This is a genomic window from Paenibacillus sp. FSL H8-0259, assembly GCF_037963255.1.
Taxonomy (GTDB): domain Bacteria; phylum Bacillota; class Bacilli; order Paenibacillales; family Paenibacillaceae; genus Paenibacillus_AQ; species Paenibacillus_AQ phytohabitans.
Map to the genome: position 1 here is coordinate 8089683 of NZ_CP150147.1, position 19290 is coordinate 8108972.

At 50.4% G+C, this 19290-nt stretch carries 18 protein-coding genes and 1 riboswitch; of the genes, 7 read left to right on the forward strand and 11 right to left on the reverse strand.

Annotated features, from left to right (window positions below; translation table 11 throughout):
• The first annotated feature begins 18 nt into the window (after positions 1-18).
• Complete coding sequence (locus NSU01_RS34805; protein ID WP_042140491.1) at positions 19-597, forward strand: class I SAM-dependent methyltransferase; 579 nt, start codon at positions 19-21, stop codon at positions 595-597.
• Positions 598-672: 75 nt separating this feature from the next.
• On the opposite strand, the gene NSU01_RS34810 is transcribed toward NSU01_RS34805, so the two are convergent.
• Both NSU01_RS34810 and hprK read right to left on the reverse strand, forming a co-directional pair.
• Positions 673-957, reverse strand: coding sequence for an alpha/beta-type small acid-soluble spore protein (locus tag NSU01_RS34810; protein ID WP_039296148.1), 285 nt, complete (start codon positions 955-957; stop codon positions 673-675).
• A gap of 64 nt (positions 958-1021) precedes the next feature.
• Positions 1022-1939, reverse strand: a complete 918-nt coding sequence (gene hprK / locus NSU01_RS34815) for an HPr(Ser) kinase/phosphatase (RefSeq protein ID WP_039296145.1) — start codon at positions 1937-1939, stop codon at positions 1022-1024.
• 149 nt (positions 1940-2088) lie between these two features.
• Between hprK and NSU01_RS34820 the strand changes: the two genes are divergently transcribed.
• From NSU01_RS34820 to NSU01_RS34830, 3 genes are all read left to right on the forward strand, one after another.
• On the forward strand, positions 2089-3753 hold the full coding sequence (locus NSU01_RS34820) for a diguanylate cyclase (protein WP_083705487.1): 1665 nt from the start codon (positions 2089-2091) through the stop codon (positions 3751-3753).
• Positions 3754-3922: 169 nt separating this feature from the next.
• On the forward strand, positions 3923-4846 hold the full coding sequence (locus tag NSU01_RS34825; protein ID WP_042140492.1) for a phosphotransferase: 924 nt from the start codon (positions 3923-3925) through the stop codon (positions 4844-4846).
• 103 nt (positions 4847-4949) lie between these two features.
• A complete protein-coding gene (locus NSU01_RS34830; RefSeq protein WP_063779816.1) occupies positions 4950-6356 on the forward strand; it encodes an S-layer homology domain-containing protein in 1407 nt (468 codons plus the stop codon).
• Between the two features lie 111 nt (positions 6357-6467).
• On the opposite strand, the gene NSU01_RS34835 is transcribed toward NSU01_RS34830, so the two are convergent.
• Complete coding sequence (locus NSU01_RS34835; RefSeq protein WP_076243673.1) at positions 6468-6971, reverse strand: GNAT family N-acetyltransferase; 504 nt, start codon at positions 6969-6971, stop codon at positions 6468-6470.
• 145 nt (positions 6972-7116) lie between these two features.
• Between NSU01_RS34835 and NSU01_RS34840 the strand changes: the two genes are divergently transcribed.
• Positions 7117-7485: a DUF1304 domain-containing protein gene (locus NSU01_RS34840; protein WP_042140494.1), complete on the forward strand. Its 369-nt coding sequence runs from the start codon at positions 7117-7119 to the stop codon at positions 7483-7485.
• A 23-nt stretch (positions 7486-7508) separates the two neighbouring features.
• On the opposite strand, the gene NSU01_RS34845 is transcribed toward NSU01_RS34840, so the two are convergent.
• The gene (locus tag NSU01_RS34845) at positions 7509-8330 is read right to left on the reverse strand and encodes a methyl-accepting chemotaxis protein (RefSeq protein ID WP_042140495.1); all 822 of its coding nucleotides are present in this window, start codon (positions 8328-8330) and stop codon (positions 7509-7511) included.
• 219 nt (positions 8331-8549) lie between these two features.
• On the opposite strand from NSU01_RS34845, the gene NSU01_RS34850 reads away from it, so the two are divergent.
• Positions 8550-9257: a DUF4386 domain-containing protein gene (locus NSU01_RS34850; protein ID WP_076243674.1), complete on the forward strand. Its 708-nt coding sequence runs from the start codon at positions 8550-8552 to the stop codon at positions 9255-9257.
• On the opposite strand, the gene NSU01_RS34855 is transcribed toward NSU01_RS34850, so the two are convergent.
• From NSU01_RS34855 to NSU01_RS34875, 5 genes are all read right to left on the reverse strand, one after another.
• A complete protein-coding gene (locus tag NSU01_RS34855) occupies positions 9214-9810 on the reverse strand; it encodes a Crp/Fnr family transcriptional regulator (RefSeq protein ID WP_076243675.1) in 597 nt (198 codons plus the stop codon). The genes NSU01_RS34850 and NSU01_RS34855 overlap by 44 nt on opposite strands.
• Before the next feature lie 63 nt (positions 9811-9873).
• The gene (locus tag NSU01_RS34860; RefSeq protein WP_039296123.1) at positions 9874-11250 is read right to left on the reverse strand and encodes an amino acid permease; all 1377 of its coding nucleotides are present in this window, start codon (positions 11248-11250) and stop codon (positions 9874-9876) included.
• A 150-nt stretch (positions 11251-11400) separates the two neighbouring features.
• A riboswitch (glycine riboswitch) is annotated at positions 11401-11480 on the reverse strand.
• 460 nt (positions 11481-11940) lie between these two features.
• Positions 11941-13365 (reverse strand): L-arabinose isomerase, encoded by a 1425-nt coding sequence (gene araA, locus NSU01_RS34865; protein ID WP_039296120.1) that lies wholly within the window; start codon positions 13363-13365, stop codon positions 11941-11943.
• A 40-nt stretch (positions 13366-13405) separates the two neighbouring features.
• Positions 13406-14101, reverse strand: coding sequence for an L-ribulose-5-phosphate 4-epimerase (locus NSU01_RS34870; protein ID WP_042240989.1), 696 nt, complete (start codon positions 14099-14101; stop codon positions 13406-13408).
• A gap of 3 nt (positions 14102-14104) precedes the next feature.
• Positions 14105-15718, reverse strand: coding sequence for an FGGY-family carbohydrate kinase (locus NSU01_RS34875; RefSeq protein ID WP_076243676.1), 1614 nt, complete (start codon positions 15716-15718; stop codon positions 14105-14107).
• Positions 15719-15999: 281 nt separating this feature from the next.
• Between NSU01_RS34875 and NSU01_RS34880 the strand changes: the two genes are divergently transcribed.
• On the forward strand, positions 16000-17085 hold the full coding sequence (locus NSU01_RS34880; RefSeq protein ID WP_076243677.1) for a GntR family transcriptional regulator: 1086 nt from the start codon (positions 16000-16002) through the stop codon (positions 17083-17085).
• Between the two features lie 2 nt (positions 17086-17087).
• Here the strand turns inward: NSU01_RS34880 and NSU01_RS34885 are convergent, their stop codons facing one another.
• Together NSU01_RS34885 and NSU01_RS34890 are read right to left on the reverse strand one after the other, a co-directional pair.
• Positions 17088-17810 (reverse strand): hypothetical protein, encoded by a 723-nt coding sequence (locus tag NSU01_RS34885; RefSeq protein ID WP_076243678.1) that lies wholly within the window; start codon positions 17808-17810, stop codon positions 17088-17090.
• Between the two features lie 95 nt (positions 17811-17905).
• Positions 17906-19285: a HAMP domain-containing sensor histidine kinase gene (locus NSU01_RS34890; protein WP_339302388.1), complete on the reverse strand. Its 1380-nt coding sequence runs from the start codon at positions 19283-19285 to the stop codon at positions 17906-17908.
• Positions 19286-19290 lie beyond the last annotated feature (5 nt).

A 19290-nucleotide genomic window follows, 5' to 3' on the forward strand; every position in this document is an offset into this window, starting at 1 on the left:
ATTAAGAAGGAGCGATATATGCCCGTTACCGAGAGTATTCCCTGGATTGCCGCATTTCTCATTCTGCTATCCGTAGTCTGGATTGTGCTCGTAAGCTGGAAGAACGGAATATCGCCGATGCCCGCGTCCAGGGCTGCAAGAGCGGCAGTAGCCGGGGAGGTGAACCGTATCCCGGGATATGCCAATGTTCTGGAGGCAGGGTCGGGCTGGGGAACGCTGGGCCTGGAAGTGATCCGCCGCTGCCCCGGCAAACGGCTGACCGGCATAGAGAACTCAAGGCTTCCCCTATGGTTCTCACAGCTGTTTGCGGTAGTATGCACACGATTCCTGCCAGTGAAGGGCGAACGGGAGCGGCTGCGGGGCAAGGTCATTTTTAGGCGGGGCGATATATATAGAAGCTCTTATAGCGATGCCGATATTGTGCTCTGTTATCTGTTCCCCGGTGCCATGGAACGGCTTGCTCCCAAGTTCAGGCAGGAGCTGCCGCCGGGCGCAGCCGTGATCAGTGTCTGTTTCGCTCTGCCGGACAAGCAGCCGGTCCGCATCATCACCTGCCCGGACCGGCTCCGGACGAAGGTGTATGTCTACATTTTCTGAATATCAGCTGCGTAGAAACTGCAAATAGCCCAAAAGCATGCCGCTGCCTTGGGCCAATGGAGGGACCGCGTATTTCTAGGATTTGCCCTTATCCGCTAACTGCTCCTGTGCCAGGCGGACCATCTCCCGGACCATGGAGCCTCCGATTCTGCCGCCAATCTGCCCCGCAGATTCCGTGGTCAAATTGCCGTTATTGCCCGCCTGCAGCGGGATACCGAGCTCCTTAGCCACCTCGTATTTCACATCGTCCGGATGATTCGGATCCACATGGTATCCTTCCTGCTTCATGACCTCTGCTTTGAAGGTCTGCATGCCCTGGGCTGACCCGGGCACCGCATATTTCCTGTTTCTTCTCGCCATTTCGGATACACTCCTCTGCTGTCTTTTATCTAAGTTGCCCTGGAGTGTATGGGATTATCCCGCCTTAAGACTGCATCCCGTCTTCAATCCGCTTCATGAAGTCTTCTACCGCGCTGTATCCAAGCTGCTTGAGATACCAATTATTCGCAGCAGCTTCGATCAGGCCGGCCACATCGCGCCCCGGCTGAAGCTGAACCTCGATATGCGGGATTTGAACGCCGAGATATTCCGTGAACTGGGGAACCAGCTCCAGGTCATTGTTGAGTGAATTCTCCTGCCACGGTGCCAGCTCGATATCTAATACAATCCGCGTCTCATCCTGGAAGGCCCTGCGCCCGTACTGGCGTACGACATTGATCAGGCCGATGCTGCGCAGCGCCAGGAATTCGCGGGTCGTCTCATTATGCGTCCCGAGCAGCGTTGCCGGCCCCAGCTTCTTGAGCACTACAATATCATCGGCCACGAACCGGTGGCCCCGCCGGATGAGCGTATGCGCCGTTTCGCTTTTACCGATCCCGGACTTGCCCCGAAGCAGAATCCCGATGCCCGACACATTGACACATACCCCGTGAATCGACAGCTCCGGCGCCAGCGTTTTTACCAGATAGCTGTCCAGCTTGGCAATAAACTCCGTGGTCACCTCTGGTGTCCGCAGCAGCGGAATGCCCTCCTGATTACAGTATAAGGTGAGGTAAGGGATCTCTTGCTGGCCGCTCGTTACAATGAAACAAGGCGGATGATATTTGACGATATTGCCGATGTGCAGCATGCGTTCCTCTACACTCAGCGTCAATAAATAGTTGATCTCCTTGCGGCCGAGTACCTGCACCCGCGCCATCGGAAAGAAATCGAAATAACCGACGAACTCAAGCCCGGGTCTGTGCGTCCGTGGACGGGTAATGACGCGGTCCATGCGTTCTGCCCCTGCCAGCACTTCCAAATGAAACTTGTCCGTAAGATTCTGAACGGTGATAGATTTCATATTGTTCTCCTCCCAACCATATTCTTCCGATAGAATCACTTAAAAATCTTGTAATCTGCACACGCTAATTATATATTAAAATCAATATATAAGACCTTTGACCCAGAAAAATCAATAAAACACTAAATATATCAAGAAGGTGTAGTATATTGGCCTTGGAGTCTTGGATTGATCTGATGATGTGCTTTGTCTTGTTCCTTTTGTTTATATACATATTTGCTTCTGTAGGTACGATAACCAATTTGCACAAAGTCTACCTTGGTTTTCATTTCTCCATGATGATCTGGCCTTACTGCCAGTTTGCCATCCGGACCGTTGATGATCCAATCTATCAGCTATTCTATGTGAAGCTTGCCTTTATCGATGCCTCCCTGCTGACTACGGGGTGGATCTTCTTCACCATTCTGCTCTCTGGCCAATCGCAATTTCTTAACCGCAAAATATTAATCGCCCTGCTCGTTCCGGCATTCCTGTCGTCGCTGGGTGTGGTGCTGAATCCGAACGGCTGGTTTGTTCTTCCGGTAAACGGCGGATATGTTGAGCGGATCTACGGACCTATTTTCTGGATCAACATGTCTATTGTTATTCTACACGCCATCGTATCGCTGTATATCATTTATGTAGCTCTGGTCTCCGATCAGGCGCCGCGAATCAAGAATCAGATCATGTATATGCTAAAAGGGATTCTTGCCGTCTGTGTCTTCCTGATGATCGATGTGTTCCTGAACGTAGTGCTGGACGATTACCTTCCGGTCATTCCGGGCTTTACTTCGCTAGGCATTGTCGTGTCAGCTACCTTCTTCGTGATTACCATTCACCAGGACAAAGTGTTTGATATTGTAACTATCGCCCACCAGGATATTATCAATACGATGGAATACGGAATTCTTGTCCTCGACGATCAAGAACAGGTGGTCGAGATCAACCAGGCTCTGCTTCCCCAGATCCGGCTGAATCCCGGGCAGAGGTTCGATATGGCCCGCCACCTGCCCGGCGCCAATATCGTGAAGACTGAACAGTTCCTGCAAACCTACCGTGACCATCCGCTTGAGGTAGCCGAGACAGAACTAATGTATCCCGCACTCCAAATGTACATCAGCATTCATGCCGCACCGATTATGGTGAGCGGTGTGAGGGTGGGCCGGATTGTCACCTTCCAGAATATAACCGAGCTTCGGCGCCTCATTGATGAGACGAACCAGCAGAACACCATTCTGCAGGAGCGCAATTCCGCCTTAATCAAAGTCCAGGAAGAGCTATTCCAGACGAACGCCAAGCTCCGGAAGATGGCCATCACCGACAGCCTGACCGGCTGCTACAACCGCCATTATCTCATGCAGCAGCTGGAGAATGAATTAATGAAGGACCGGGATCCCAGGGTCCCTTCGACCATTATACTGATCGACATCGATTATTTCAAAATGGTCAATGACCGCTACGGCCACCTGGCCGGAGATGAGGTCATTTGCAGTACGGTAGAGGTCCTGCAGCGTAATCTGCGCCACTCTGATATTCTGTCCCGTTATGGCGGCGAGGAGTTCCTTATCTACCTGCCCGATACGGAAGAGGATGAGGCGTATGTGCTGGCAGAGCAGCTTAAATCAAGCATTGAGTCCAACCAGATCAGAATTGATCATATAGACGAGCCTATATCCATCACCATCAGCATAGGAATGCTCAGCATCGGGGAATTCAAGGTCACACCGCCCATGAGCACAACAACTTACTTGAACGATTTGTTCAGATCGGCAGACAAAGCCTTGTACGCAGCCAAGCATCAGGGCCGCAATCAGATTGTTTCCGTGAAAAGATAGCGAATGCACATAAGCCACCCGGCTCAGGAAACGGGTGGCTTAACTTTTGTCCGCGGGGCTGTTCCCTACTGTAACTTTAATTATAGCTAAGCTTTCTCTATACATCCGGTTTCGCCAAGCAGGATAATGAATAACAGTTAGAACAATTCGTTAAAAGGGGATACAGCCGATGGATTATGATCATCTTATCCGCGAGATTAACCGCTCCTACCCGCTCCATATTGAGCAGATCCGGCTTCACCGGGAGATGATCGGCGGGGTGTATTTCGCAGAGGGCGAAGGTAAGCGTTATGTACTCAAAATATACCGCAGCTTCAAGACAGCCGATGCCCTGCAGTCCGTTCGTATTCTTGATTATTTAGAGGCTCATTCTTATCCTGCCGTTACTGTTCTGCGGACGGCGGGGCAGGAGAGTCATATCCTTCTTGAAGCTCAGGATGGCTTGCAGGCAGCGGTGCTCTTCCGCTATGCCGAGGGGGCTACGCCCGATGGGATAGCCGAAGCAGAGGTTATCGGTCAACAAACCGGAGAATTGCATCAGCTCATGCAGGGCTACCCGGATGAACTGATCCACCGGACAAAAACCGACTACATCGGTGACTATCTCTCCATTATGCGCGAACTGGACTGTGCTTCCGAGTCCGTTGCTGCGCTCGAACACTATGGCAATGAACTATGGAGCCGTATGTCAGATTTGCCTAGACACTTTTGTCATGGCGATCTGCATACAGGCAACATGCTCAGGGACAGCCGCGGGCAATACGTGCTTATGGACTTCGATGACGCTTCAGGTGATTATCCGGCCATGGATGTTGCCTATATGTCTGATAACACTCACTTTAATCTATTTCACGAGTCCATGTATGATGATACCCGGCGTCTGTTTGAGCAGTTCTATTCCGGATATAGTAAGGTACGGACCTTGAGTGACAAGGAGTACTCAGCCGTATTCGATTTCATTGCGGTCAGGCATTATCAGATCATCTCCAGAATTGTCCGCTGCCAGGGTTTGCAGTCGGTATCCAAGGCGTTCTGCGATGAGCAGTATGGCTGGCTTATGAAATGGCGGGAGCTTTGTCTGAGCAAACCCTAATAAACCGGAATTCCGGATAATTCAAACCTGCTGTAACCTTTTTGCAGGACGGCACGTCTAAGATCACAAATAAACCACAAACTACTCTATGAGGTGACTGACAATGAAGAATACATTCAAGATCATTACTATATCTGCTGCTGCTGCTCTGGCGCTCAGCTTCGCGGGACAACAGTTCGCTTCCGCGGCAGCCTTCAAGGATATTAACAATGTGCAGGACAAAGACAAGATCATCGCTCTGCAGAATAGCGGCCTGATCAAAGGGATCAGCCAAGACCTGTTCGGTCCGAATATCAGTATCTCGGAGGCTGAAGGAGTGCAGATGATCGTAAATGCACTAGACCTGAACCTTGATCTGATCCGGTTTGTGAAGGAGCCGCATGCTACCGACTATTTCAAGAATGCCAATGATTCCGCTTGGTACGCTGAAGCGCTCATTATTGCCGGTGTCCACGGGCTGGATCTGCCCGCCGACCTGAAGCCCAACCAGAAGCTGACGCGTGAAGAATTCACGCACCAGCTCATTGATGCGATTGAAGCCAGCGGCCAGCTGCCGATGATCAAGCCGGTTGTTATTGATTATAAGGACCAGGATCAAGTTAAGGCAGAGTATTCCGGTTCGATCCAGCGCGCCCTGAACTACGGTGTCCTGAAGCTGGATGAAAGTAGCAAGCTTAAGCCTAAGCAGGAAATCACCCGGGCTGAAGCAGCTGTAGCGATCAGCAATGCGCTGGCGTATCTGAAGGCACATCCGGCACCGGCTGCGCTGAGTGAGACGCTTACTGCCGAAGAGGCCGTTCAATTGATTAAGGAGGCTGTAGGTCCGGAAGCAGACCTGCAGATCAAGATCGACCCGGCTGCCAGCATGTCCCGCGAATCATTCACCTACCTGCTGGTGCATACCCTCCAGACCAGCGGCCAGCTGCCGATGTTCAAGCTTATTCCAGTTGAAGTTGCAGATGAGAGTCAGATGGATATCTCCAATTCAGGCGCTATTCAAACCGCACTGGCGCTTGGCTTCGTTACACTGGATGAGTCCGGCAATTTCAATCCGAAGGGTGATATTACACGTACCGCCGGTACGGATATCGTGAATAAAGCGCTGGAATACTTGAAGGCTCATCAAGCACCCGCAGCAGAGAGCGAAGTTCTTACGGCTGAGCAAGCTGTTCAGTTGATCAAGGAAGCCGCAGGACCGAAGGCTGATCTGCAGATCAAGATTGATCCGGCAGCCAGCATGACCCGCGAATCGTTCACCTACCTGCTGGTGCATACCCTCCAGACCAGCGGCCAGCTGCCGCTGCTTAATCTGATTCCGGTAGAGATCAAGGATAATGACAAGATCAATATCCTGAACTCGGGAGCCATTCAGACGGCCATCGCCTTGAAGATCGTGAAGCTGGATGCTGACGGCAAGTTCAATCCGCAGGCTGGAATCACCCGTACAGACGCGGCCGCTATGGTTAGCCAGGTTCAGGAGATCCTGAAGCGGGCTGCTGCGAATCAATAATACCCGGAACAATTCCGGCAACTACAATCAGCTCAAAAAGCACAAGTCAGAGGCTTGTGCTTTTTTGCATATTCTATGATCGCCGCCAGGAAGCTTGTCAACACGATAGAGCTACAGCATCAGAATCATCAGAGCCTCATCCAGATATTCATCCCCAAGCTTCATCGCCTTCGGCTCTGTGCCATAGCAGATGAATCCAAGAGATTCGTATAGTCTTTTGGCAGCTACATTATTCGAGGTTACCGTTAAATTTAGAATTTCGAGCCCCGGCAACAGCCTCGCCCGGGCAATCAGCTCCACCATCAAGCGGCGGCCCACTCCTTGTTTACGGACATCTGAATCCACATATACTGAATATATATTAGCTTTATGATCAATTTTGGGCCGGCTCTCCCGGAAAAAAGTGACGATGCCCACCAGCCTCTCCTCACCATCAAAAGCTCCCAGCGTGAAATTATTCTCCGAGGGCTCCAGCCTGATGCGTGTGGTGACTATAGACAGCTTCTTTTCCGATTCATAGGAGCTGAGATAGGCTTCCGGATGCAGCCGCAGCGACTGTAGCCGAAGCTCGCGGTAAACCTCCGCATCCACGGATGTCAGCATTCTTAGGTACAACAGGTTTGCCTCCTCAAGGAATTTAGGGATTCCAAATTGACAAAATTGCAGAATTTGGCTATATTATACAGTGTAAAATTATATTTTGAACAATTTAATTTCTCCGTTAATCAATCTTACATAATTATGAAAAGAGGGATTTACTATGATGATCGTGAGTTTAATACTCGTGGCCTTGGTTGCAATGGAGCATGTGTATATTCTAGTGCTGGAAATGTTCCTGTGGACTACCCCGCGGGCGCAAAAATCGTTCGGCACCACTCCGCAGTTCGCCCGGGAAACGAAATCGCTGGCGGCCAACCAGGGATTATATAACGGCTTTCTGGCGGCCGGTCTAGTCTGGAGCCTGCTGCATCCGAATGATACCTTCAGTGTTCAGCTTCAATTGTTCTTCCTGATCTGCGTTGCGGTTGCAGCCATCTATGGCGGCATCACGGCCAAGAAATCCATTCTATTGGTTCAGGGCCTCCCGGCCTTCATTGCTCTGCTTGCCGTTATTCTGGCGAATCTGTAATTATGTGAATGGCCGCTCTTCCCTCACAGCTTCTGCGCGAACTGGTTCAGCTGCTCGGACATCGTCCGGATCTCCTCAATGAAGCTGGAGATTTCATTCGTTGAAGCAGCCTGCTCCTGCCCGACTGACGCAATCTGATGGATGGATTGGCTGATCTGCTTCATCGCGGCTTGGATCTCCCCCAGGGTATCCCGGATCCGCTGCGCAGACTGCTCGGTTTCCTTCGAGAATTTGCGGATTTCTTTCGCTACAACATCGAATCCCCGCCCCTTCTCTCCTGCGTGGGCAGCCTCAATGGCTGCATTAATCCCGAGCAGATTCGTCTGGTCGGCGACCTTTCTGAGGACAGCCAGCACTTCATCGCTTTTTTTGACACTTTCGGCGGTCGTTTCTGACTGGAGCAGCAGCTTCTGCGAGAAATCGGCAAGCAGCCCCGAGCCCTCTGCCACATGCCCAATCCGGGCGTTAGCCTGATTTAGGGAGACCGAGATCTGATCAGCGATTTCGCGCAGCTCGGTCTGTCTGCGGACCTGGATGCAGACCGCCCCGCAGACGCTTCCATCCTCTCCGTGTACCGGAAGAACCGTACCGACGAATTCATACCCATAGTAGTCCTTAGGGACATTAGCTTTCGAGAATTCATCATTTCTCAGCGCATGATACAGAGGTTCGTCCGCAAGAATTATCTGTCCTGCCCGAATTCCCAGATCAATGGACGTTCCAGGGAAATAAGCGATGAACTTCTCCACATCACAGACAGCAATAGATACATCATAGGGAAAAGCAGCTTTCAGGACCGGTGCCAGGTTCACTATATCTTCAAGGGAGCGGATAATGTTCTTCATGGATGTGGGTTCTCCTTCATTAAATCACTTCATTAAATCGCTTCATTGCACAGTACAGAAATATCTAGATTAAGGTTCGACATTTTTCAATGACTATCCTTTATTCAAAAACTTAATATTTAAAATTTAATCATGTCCTCTTAACTTAAGTCAATGAAGCCCTGCAGGCGCCTTAGTACAATATAACCACAATCAATAATCAATCAGGGGGTTATGCTAATGTCTGCTGCAGTGGCTCGAACCGGGGGAATATCGCTCATTGTAATGGCGGTTGCCGCCGCGCTCTCGTACGGATATGTCCAAGGGAGTCTGGTAGTGGATGGAGATGCCGCTGGTACCTTCGCCAATCTTCAGGCCTCTCCGTCGCTGTTCAGGGCCGGGATTCTGGGCTGGGTACTGATTATGGCCTGTGATGTGGCAGCTGCCTGGGCCTTATATCTGGTGCTGAAGCCTGTGCATCCGGGCCTGTCCCTGCTGGGAGCATGGCTGCGCCTGGCTTATACGGCAGTGTTGGGGGGTGCTGTCTCCAGTCTGATCGTGGTATCACTTCTTACCGGTAACAGGGAGGTTACGCTTTCCGGCTTCACACGAGGGGAGCTGCAGGCGGAGGTCATGCTTAATCTTCATGCTTTTGAAGCGGTATGGTCGGCTGGTTTGATTCTGTTCGGGGGGCATCTGCTGATTATAGGTGTGCTGGCGGTATTTTCGGAGAATATTCCGAAGCCCGTCAGTGTGCTGCTGCTGCTGGCAGGCTTCGGCTATATTATGGTTCATCTGTGCGGCACACTTGTGCCCGGGTATGGAGAATTCCTCCAAATCATCAAATGGGTGTTCATGCTGCCGATGACCGCAGGGGAGCTGGGGCTTGGCATCTGGCTGCTGTTCAAAGTCCCGGCTGCGCGTGTTCGCGCTCAAGCCGCTTCTTAATCCGGCTGAGCGACTCCGGTGTCATCCCGAGATAGCTGGCCAGCTGATGCTGGGGGACGCGGCTGATCAGGCCGGGCCTCCGATGCAGCAGTGCCTTGAGGCGGTCTTCGGGGGATGCCGCAATGAAGGCGGCGAATTCCGCCTGCACCTGTCCGAAATTCTCCTCGATCATCCGGCGTGTCATCAGCTCCAGCTGCGTGTGTCTGGCGTACATTTCCCTCTCGGTATTCAGCGAACCGACAACCAGTACGCAGTCCTCCAGACAAGTCAGGCTGTATTCCGACGAGGCATCCTCTTTATGCGCATTGAAGATAGCGATCGCCTGCTCCTCTGTGTAGAAATTCGAGGTGATGTCGCGGCCTGTGACGTCAACACTATGCTGCCGTACGCATCCTTTTAACACGAAATAGCAATGACCGGGAACCTCCCCCTGCCTAAGCAGCGTGGCTCCCTTGCTGTATTCCTCAACAAGAATCTCCTCCAGAATGGCCTGCTGCTGCTCTTCACTGAGGGAGGTCAGCCGGGTCATATATTGGAGTAATCTATGCTTCATGTTTCGGATTCCTCCTTATAACGCTACTGACAACATGTCAGTAGCGTTTGAACATTCTTGCACTCATGTATTGATTATACTGACATCGGCATCACTTTTCTCCTTCTTGCTCCGCATGGAGTACAGGACGAACAACAGAATGAACCATAGGGGCGTAAACAGCAGCGCCGGACGGGTATCATCTGCGAATAGCATAATGATCAGAATAGCAGCAAACAACGTTAATACCGCATAATTGATAACCGGTGTGAACGGTGCTTTGAATTTGGACGAGGCATGTAAGTCCGGGCGGTTCCTCTTATATTTGATATGACATACGAGCACAACCCCCCACACCCAGATGAAGCAAATGGCACTGATCGTTGTAACGATGCCGAAGGCCTGGCCCGGAATAAGCTTGCTAAGCAGCGCCCCGGCCGATATAACTATTGTAGAAATAAATAAAGAGTTAGCAGGCACATGATTTCGGTTCAGCTTGCCGAGCTGCGGGGAGGCCTGATTCCTTCTGCTCAGATTATACAGAATCCGGCTGGTCGAGAACATCCCGCTGTTGCAGGCGGAAGCCGCTGAGGTTAAGACGACGAAATTGATAATACCCGCTGCAACCGGAATCCCGACCAGGCTGAAGGTCCGCACAAAAGGACTTTCAGCCGCACTGAGCTGGGTCCACGGGTTAATGCACAGCAGGACGAAGAGCGCGCCCACATAGAAGAAGAGAATCCGCAGAGGAATCTTGTTAATCGCCGAGGGGATATTTTTCTCCGGATCTGCTGTTTCTGCGGCTGATACACCCACAAGCTCCACACCGACATAAGCGAACACAACCATCTGGAAGGAAAATAAGAAGCCCTTGACACCGTTCGGGAACACGCCCCCGTGCTCCCAGAGATTGCGGACCGTCACCGATCCCGCATCCGTCTTGAACCCGATGACCAGCAGAATGATTCCCAGGCCAATTAAGGCAAGAATCGTGACGACTTTGATTAGGGCAAACCAGAATTCGAGTTCGCCGAAGCTTTTGACCGTCAGCAGATTGAGTCCTAACAGAATAATCAGGCAGATGACGGCCGGTACCCACTGCGGGATATCGAACCAGTACTGCACATAAACGCCCACTGCAATCACATCCGCCATCGCCGTCATAATCCAGCAGAACCAGTAGGTCCAGCCTGTAATGAACGCAGCCCGCGGCCCCAGATAGTCTTCAGCAATGTCCGTAAAAGATTGATATCCCGCTTTGGAGAGCAGCAGCTCACCCAGCGCCCTCATCACAAAAAACACGGCAATTCCCACGAGTAAATACGTGATCATAATGGACGGCCCGGCCTGCTGAATCGCTCTGCCTGATCCCAGGAATAACCCTGTACCAATCGTGCCGCCGATAGCGATCAGCTGTACATGACGGTTCGCCAAATCTCTCTTTAATTCTGTCTGTGCCATTGCCATTTTCCCCCTTAATGTGTACAACGCTATGCTGCCAAATAACATAAAAAAGAGATTGGATATCATCCAATCTCCCGGTTCATAAGAATATCAAAATAAGCTACCTGCGCCGCTGACCGTAATTAATCAGCATAACAAATACAAATTCCGTACTCTTCTGTCCTTTTGCCTGAGATTGTGAACCCTTCGGCGCTGCGGTCTCCCGCAGTCTCTCCAGAAGCTGCTCCTGCTATAGTGTGATCCATAGCAATCATAGCCCGTGTGATGTATTAAATTGGTGAAGCGTTAATGCATTCTGATATTCTAACATATTACTCGGCATGTGAGTATTGAACAGTGATAAAAGTCTCCCGTGTTTTATATGTCTATATGCGCTCCTATTTGTAGCGGCATAAATGTTGTACGTTTTGCAACTTGGATGCGCAGATACCCGGTTGTTTAGATAGATTGTTGTATGAAATACAAGAATTTCCACGCTAAACCGTATGAAGGAGGAGAAATGCTGCCTTTTGTACAACAATTTTCGATTTAGTCCAATTTAATGAAGCGAATGTTGTATTTTGTACAGGATTTTAGAAAATCACGGGCACGGAGGATGAGTTTGCCGGTAATACCTTGGCTCTGCATTAAAAAAAAGCAGACAGGCAACAGCCCATCCGCTCATTTGATCCAACATTATTACGCTATTTATTTAATGATTACATAATCCAGGCCAACCAGCTTGGCATAGGTTACGATCTGATCTGTAGTCAAGTTGAGCGACACCACGGTATGGTGGCCGCCGCCATTCTCGATCCATGCCTTAATTCCATCCTGGAAGTTAGGCTTCACCTGCCAGAGCACACGGGCCACTGGAAGATTCGGAGCCGGAACCGTCGGCTCGAAGGCAGTAACTTCATTGATCAGCAGCTTGTAATGAGTGCCGAAGTCAGCCATCGATACCACGACGCCTTCGCCAGCCTTGCCGTCGAATACGAGACGGGCCGGATCTTCGCGGTCGCCGATTCCCAGCGGAGACACAAGCACCTTCGGCTTGTTGCTGGCCAGGCTCGGGTCAACCTCAAGCATGTGGGACTGCAGAATCGCTTCCTGTCCGGCAGCCATTTCGTAGGTGTAATCTTCCATGAATCCGGTGTTCAGGTTGTGGCTCATCACCTTCATCAGGCGGTCCAGGGCCGCTGTCTTCCAGTCCCCTTCGCCGGCGAAGCCGTAGCCTTGTGCCATCAGACGCTGAACGGCAAGACCCGGAAGCTGCTTCATGCCGTGCAGGTCTTCGAAGTTCGAAGTGAACGCATTGTAGTTGCCGGCATCCAGGAAGCGTTTGAGGGCAATTTCATAGCTGGCCTGTACCTTCACGCTGGCTTCCCATGCTTCTTTGCTGTATGAACCGTAATCGAAATCATACTGCTCTGCATATTCAGCGAACAGCGCATCAATTTCTTCTTCCTTCACTTCGTTTACATACGCAACCAGGTCGCCGATCCCGAAGTAATCCACGGTCCAGCCGAACTGAATCTGGGCTTCTACCTTGTCGCCTTCGGTAACGCCCACGTTACGCATGTTGTCGCCGAAGCGGGCCACTTTGATGTTGAAGCTTTCGTTATACGCAACGGCAACGTCCATCCATTCGGCAATTTGCTTCTGGACTTCGGCGCGTTCCCAGTACCCTACCACCACTTTGTTCTGTTTCTTCAGGCGGGCATTGATGAACCCGTATTCACGGTCGCCATGGGCAGCCTGGTTCAGGTTCATGAAGTCCATATCCAGTGTAGCCCAAGGAATGCTCTCATTGTACTGTGTAGCCAGGTGCAGAAGCGGCTTCTGCAGCAGCTTCGTGCCGCGGATCCACATTTTGGCCGGGGAGAAGGTATGCATCCAGGTAATCACACCGGCAACCTCGTCACGGTAGTTGACTTCTTTCATGATCGAAGTGATTTTGTCTGCACTGACCGCCAGATCCTGCAGCACCAGCGGATAAGGCAGCACACCGCTGTTATTGAGGGCATCCGTCATCTCCTGTGCATGAGCTTTAACTTCACCGAGGGCTTCTTCTCCGTACAGATGCTGTGATCCTACAACAAACCAGAATTGCTTAGCGCTTACTGTTGACATATTATTTCATCCTCTTCTCTTGGATAATATATAAATCAGATTATTTCTGACCGTAATAAGCGCCTTTACCATGCTTGCGCAGATAGTGTTTATCCAGAATCCGCTGCGGCAATTCTTCAGCGAAATGGTTCAGCTCGCGGGCAAAATGGTTCATCTTGGACACTTCCTCCAGCACCACGCTGTTCATCACTGCATCATGGGCATTCTTCCCCCAGGTGAACGGGCCATGGCCTTTCAGCAAGACGCCGGGAACTGCCATAATATCAAGGCCCCGCTGTTCAAAAGTCTCAATGATCACGCGTCCGGTCTCCGCTTCATACCCGCGGTCAACCTCCTCCTGCGTCAGGAAGCGTGCGCAGGGTACCGCGCCATAGAAGGTGTCGGCATGTGTCGTGCCCATTACAGCAACATCCAGCCCGGCCTGCGCCCAGATGGTCGCCCAGGTCGAATGCGTGTGCACGATGCCGCCGATTTCTGCATAATGCTTGTAGAGTACGGCATGGGTCGGTGTATCCGAGGATGGTCTCATCTCCCCTTCAACCACGTTACCGTCGAAATCCACTACGACCATATCGCTAGGCTTCATTTTGTCATAGCTGACGCCGCTTGGTTTGATGACGAATACGCCTTTCTCACGGTCAACTGCGCTCACATTGCCCCAGGTGTATTTGACGAGTCCATGCTTAGGCAGGTCCAGATTGGCCTCGAATACCTCTTCTTTCAGTTGCTCCAACATAGGTTAACCCCTCCCGTTTTCTACCAGATGATCTACAGCAGCCTGCTCGATCGCGATCCCTGCAGTATAACGTTCCATGAACAGCTCGAAGCCCTTCACATCAGCCGCATCCGGATGGATGATTTGTCCTTCCACATCCTTAAATACCTTGTGGTCAAGGAAGTCATCAAGACGCTCCTGCTGTGCTTTGTTCTGCATGTAAGAGGCCAGAATCGCCATCCCCCATGCGCCGCCTTCTCCGGCTGTTGCCATGACCGAGACAGGGACGTTCATTGCAGCGGCCACGATTTTTTGCCCGACAACAGGAGTTTTGAATAATCCGCCGTGAGCCAGAATGCTGTCGATCGACACTTGCTCCTGCTTGGTCAGAATATCCATTCCGATCTTCAGCGCGCCAAAAGCGGAGAATAAATGCGTCCGCATGAAGTTGGCCAGATTGAAGCGGCTCTCCGGTGAGCGTACAAACAACGGCCGGCCTTTCTCAATCCCGGTAATATTCTCCCCGGAGAAATACCCGTAGCTCAGCAGACCGCCGCCATCGGCATCCGCCTCCAGTGCCTTATTGAACAGGACACTGAACAGCTGGCCGGGGTCAGACTTAAAGCCCATCGCCTCCGAGAATTCACGGAACAGGCCGATCCAGGCGTTGAGATCACTGGAACAGTTGTTGGCATGAACCATGCCGACCGGACTGCCGTCTGGAGTAGTAACCATATCAATCTCCGGATATACGGCTGTAAGATCCTTCTCCAGCACGATCATTGCAAACACGGAAGTGCCTACGGAGATGTTACCGGTCCGTTTGCGGACACTGTTCGTAGCAACCATACCTGTTCCGGCGTCACCTTCCGGAGGACACAGCGGAATACCCGGCTGCAGATCCCCGGACGCATCCAGAATTAACGCACCCGCTTCAGTTAATAGCCCTGCCTGCTCGCCCGCAGTATACACTTTAGGAAGAATATCTTTCAGCTTCCAAGGATAGCGCTTGTCTGCAATGAGTTCATCGAACTGTGCAACCATCGCTGCATTGTAATCCTGCGTAGCCTCATCTATCGGGAAAACCCCCGAAGCATCGCCGACCCCGATTGCCTTGCTGCCGGTCAGCAGCCAGTGAATATACCCGCCCAGCGTCGTTACGAACTCCGCCTGAGGCACATGCTCTTCCCCGTTCAGTATCGCCTGATACAGGTGCGCTATGGTCCAGCGTTCAGGGATGTTGAACTGGAAGACCTCCGTCAATTCTTTGGCCGCAGCACCGGTTGTTGCATTACGCCAGGTCCGGAACGGAACCAGCAGCCCGCCTGCGCTGTCAAAAGCCATATATCCGTGCATCATTGCCGAGAACCCGATAGAACCAACGGTCGTAAGCGTAATACCGTATTTCTGCTGGACTTCCTGCTTCAGTTCACGGTAAGCCTCCTGCAGGCCCTTGATAATGTCTGTCAAATGATACGTCCAGTACCCGCCCTCAAGCAGATTTTCCCACTCGAAGCTTCCGGATGCGATGGTCTCGAAACGCTGATCAATCAGTACTGCCTTGATACGTGTGGATCCAAATTCGATACCCAGTGAAGTTTCTCCCTTAAGTATCGCTTGCCCGATGTTCTGATCCATGCCCACGTTACTCCTCTCTGAACCAAACTGTTATAATAGAAATGGAAAGAAGGCGCTTCCTTTATTAACAGACTTAGTATATTTTTTGTTCGTACATTTGTCAACATAACACACAAGATATACATACAAATTTTACAGTGAGAAATCCGTATTTCCCTTGAAACGCTTATACATAGTAGACATTGGATTATAATAACGATATATTCATACTATAATGTGTACGTACAACTATTGCAGATATACCGATTCGTATATGAACAACCATGAAAGAAGTGAGCCGGGTGAAAACCAAATACCAGATTATTTTTGATGATATAAAAAGCAATATACTGTCAGGAACCTATAGTGTGGGCGAGCAGATTCCTACAGAATTAGCCTTGCAGGACACCTATGGTGTGAGCCGGCAAACCGTCCGGAAGGCTATCCTGGAGCTATCCAATGAGGGCTTTCTAAGAAGCGAGAAGGGATCAGGCACCTATGTAAGCAACCAGTTCCGGTCCAAATCGGGGGGCAATCAGAGCACTAAAACCATAGGTGTCATCACGACCTACCTCTCAGATTACATCTTCCCTTCCATCATCCGCGGGATCGAGAGCAGACTGAATGAGGATAATTATTCGCTGCTGCTCGCCAGTACCAATAATGATGTCGCCCAGGAGAAGAAGGCGCTGGAGATGATGCTGTCCTTTGGCGTCGAAGGTCTCATTATTGAGCCTACGAAGAGCAATCTGTACAACCCCAATATCGCCTACTATCTGTCGTTCAAAGAACAGGATGTCCCGTTTATCATGATTAATGCTTATTATGAAGAACTGGAGGTGCCTTTCTTCTGCCTTGATGATGTGCAGTCCAGTTACCTGGCGACCAGAGAGCTGATCTCCAAGGGCCATACCCAGATCGGCATTATTGCCAAAATGGATGACCTGCAAGGCAAATACCGCATGAAGGGTTATATCAAAGCGCTTGGAGAAGCCAAATTACGCTTTCACCCCGAGCAGGTGCTGTCCTTCGATACCGAGTCCAAGCAAGCCCTGTCCGAGAACCTGAAGCAGTTCCTGACCGATAACAAAGAGGTATTAACAGCTATTGTCTGCTATAACGATGAGGTTGGCCTGGAAGTCGTAAATGTGTGCAGACAGCTGGAGATTTCGATTCCGGGGGATTTATCAATTATTGGCCAGGATAATTCTTATATCGCCAAGAATGCGGGTATCAAGCTCACGACCTTAACCCATCCGCAGGAGCAGATGGGCCGTGATGCCGCTGAGTGGGTTATTAAAAAGCTGCAGGGGAAGAAGGATTTGCGGAACAGCACCTATTATCAGCCTGTGCTGATTGAGGGGGAGACGGTAAGGGCGCTGGAGTGAGTTCAGTCCAGAAGTGTGGAGATGAGGATACTCTCAATCTTTGCGTCCTTGATGTGAAATGACATGAAATCCACATAGTTAGCCGGTGCAAACCGGTAGTCATCCTCTTCATTGGGTGCTCCATCTCCGACCAGCTTGCCTTCGGGATAAGCTTTTTTAAGAGTCTCTACACTGTCGCCAACCTTGATATTGCGGACCGTGGCATATTTGGGATCGGTAATTTTAATACTGAAGATATAGAACCGTTTGCCTTCAGCCGCTTCATCAATCGTTTTGATCTCAAGCCCCGGGAATTTGTACTGCTTCTCCGTGAAGCCGAGCAGTGTATCCATATTCAACCCGTCATCTGCGGAATAGGTATGGGATGTCTTCTCCGCCGCCTTCCCCAGCATGCTTTCCAGCTTGGTATCGTCCACGAAGTCGGAAATGGCAATGGTATGGTCTTTATAGACAAAAGCCAGCTCTTTTAATATCACATTCCCGTCCTTTTGAATGGTGCCCTCCTTGATTACCCCGGAACCGGAGTTGTTACCGTCTGAAGCAGCGGGTGAAGGTTCAACCGGAGCCGGAGTTGCAGCTTCTTCAGTAGCCTTGCTACTGGCAGCAGGCGCCGTTGCAGGTGCTGCCGATGGTGAATCCGCCTCATTTGCCTGGCATCCCGCCAGAAGTGTCATAAGCAATATTGCGGACAGCATTAGGGCTGCCGGTTTTTTTAATGCGTTCATTATTAACCCTCCATAATTAAGTTATTTATCTTATGAGGTTAGTATAGGGAAACAATTTATTAGTGTAATAACAGACTTGTATCATTCATGTAACATCACATCAGCGGCAAAACGATGGACACTTGGGTTCCCGCGTCAATTTCGCTCTCAATGCTCAAATACCCGCCAAATTTCTCGGCGATTTCTTTACATATGGATAACCCCAGTCCGGATCCTTTGGCAGCATTTGAATTACTGGCCCGGTAGAATCTTTCCTGAACCCGTACAATCTCATCCTCACCGATCCCGATCCCCTGATCCCTTATTTGCACGACTGCTTCGTTCTGTCTGATATAGGCTTCAATGCTTATCTTCGTACGGGGATTGGAATACTTGATGGCGTTGTCCAGAATATTGGCGATGGCGTGTGACATCAGGATTTGATTTACATATACGAAGGCCGGTTTCCCCTGCCTGATGTCCAGCTCTATTTCTTTATTATCGGCTTTGGCTCTCATCCCTGCTGCCACTTGACCGGCTAATTGCGTTAAATCGGTCTTCTCAGTACCCATCTCCTCCGGACCCGCCTTGTCAAACCGGGATAACATCAATAACTCATTGATCAGCAGGGTCAGGCGGTCTGATTCATTTACAAGATGAAAGTATATCTTTTGCAAATCCTCATCCTCATTCTCACCCTCATATAAATATTGGGAGAATCCCCGGATAGCAGCGAGCGGTGTTTTCAGTTCATGGGATACGTTGGAGACAAACTGCTTCTGATACTGTATATAGTCGCTGAGCTGGATACCCATCCGGTTCAATCCTTCAGCCAGCATCCCCAGCTCATCCTTCCTGTTCAAGTGCACCTGCTGGAACTGCTGTTTGGAGAAGCTCTCCGTGGCACCAAGCAGATATTTGATCGGCTTGGTTGTATTACGGGCAATGAATAGACTGGAGAGCGTGATCAGTACAATAAATCCTCCTGCACCGGCAAACAGAATATACCTAATTTTTTCCATAATATCATAGAAATATGAAATATCCTCCACGAACTCGAACACATAACTATTCTGATAATACTTATCCTGAATGGGTATGGCGAAATACAGCAGATGATTATCAGTAATCGTGTAAGAATAATTCCCCTTTAGCGCGTTCTGGATATTCCCCGCGAAGATCAGGGGCGTCTTGTTATTTATTATGATCCCATCCACAGCTAGTCCCAGCAGCTTCTGATTGCTGTCATAGATCCGCACTTCCTTGCCTGAAGTCTTTAACGTTTCCAGAGCACTTCTCGGCACATCCGTGGGCTGGCCTTCCTCCGCTGCTTTATCATGCTTCGTGAGAATTTCCCTGAAGGACAGCTCACATAAATCTGCCTTTTCCATCATTTTCTTCTCTATGGTTACGAAGCTGAAGTATTCGATCGCTTTGTTGACTGAAATAATAATAACGGCAAAGGACAACACCGAGAACAATAAATAATTCAACAAAAGCC

Coding starts and splice junctions, on each gene's coding strand:
- NSU01_RS34845 (WP_042140495.1), bottom strand. CDS start 8,330: ATGAAGAACATTATCCGCTCCCTTGAAGATATAGTGAACCTGGCACCG.
- araA (WP_039296120.1), bottom strand. CDS start 13,365: ATGTCAACAGTAAGCGCTAAGCAATTCTGGTTTGTTGTAGGATCACAG.
- NSU01_RS34860 (WP_039296123.1), bottom strand. CDS start 11,250: ATGGCACAGACAGAATTAAAGAGAGATTTGGCGAACCGTCATGTACAG.
- NSU01_RS34850 (WP_076243674.1), top strand. CDS start 8,550: ATGTCTGCTGCAGTGGCTCGAACCGGGGGAATATCGCTCATTGTAATG.
- NSU01_RS34830 (WP_063779816.1), top strand. CDS start 4,950: ATGAAGAATACATTCAAGATCATTACTATATCTGCTGCTGCTGCTCTG.
- NSU01_RS34885 (WP_076243678.1), bottom strand. CDS start 17,810: ATGAACGCATTAAAAAAACCGGCAGCCCTAATGCTGTCCGCAATATTG.
- NSU01_RS34810 (WP_039296148.1), bottom strand. CDS start 957: ATGGCGAGAAGAAACAGGAAATATGCGGTGCCCGGGTCAGCCCAGGGC.
- NSU01_RS34840 (WP_042140494.1), top strand. CDS start 7,117: ATGATGATCGTGAGTTTAATACTCGTGGCCTTGGTTGCAATGGAGCAT.
- NSU01_RS34870 (WP_042240989.1), bottom strand. CDS start 14,101: ATGTTGGAGCAACTGAAAGAAGAGGTATTCGAGGCCAATCTGGACCTG.
- NSU01_RS34875 (WP_076243676.1), bottom strand. CDS start 15,718: ATGGATCAGAACATCGGGCAAGCGATACTTAAGGGAGAAACTTCACTG.
- NSU01_RS34825 (WP_042140492.1), top strand. CDS start 3,923: ATGGATTATGATCATCTTATCCGCGAGATTAACCGCTCCTACCCGCTC.
- NSU01_RS34855 (WP_076243675.1), bottom strand. CDS start 9,810: ATGAAGCATAGATTACTCCAATATATGACCCGGCTGACCTCCCTCAGT.
- hprK (WP_039296145.1), bottom strand. CDS start 1,939: ATGAAATCTATCACCGTTCAGAATCTTACGGACAAGTTTCATTTGGAA.
- NSU01_RS34805 (WP_042140491.1), top strand. CDS start 19: ATGCCCGTTACCGAGAGTATTCCCTGGATTGCCGCATTTCTCATTCTG.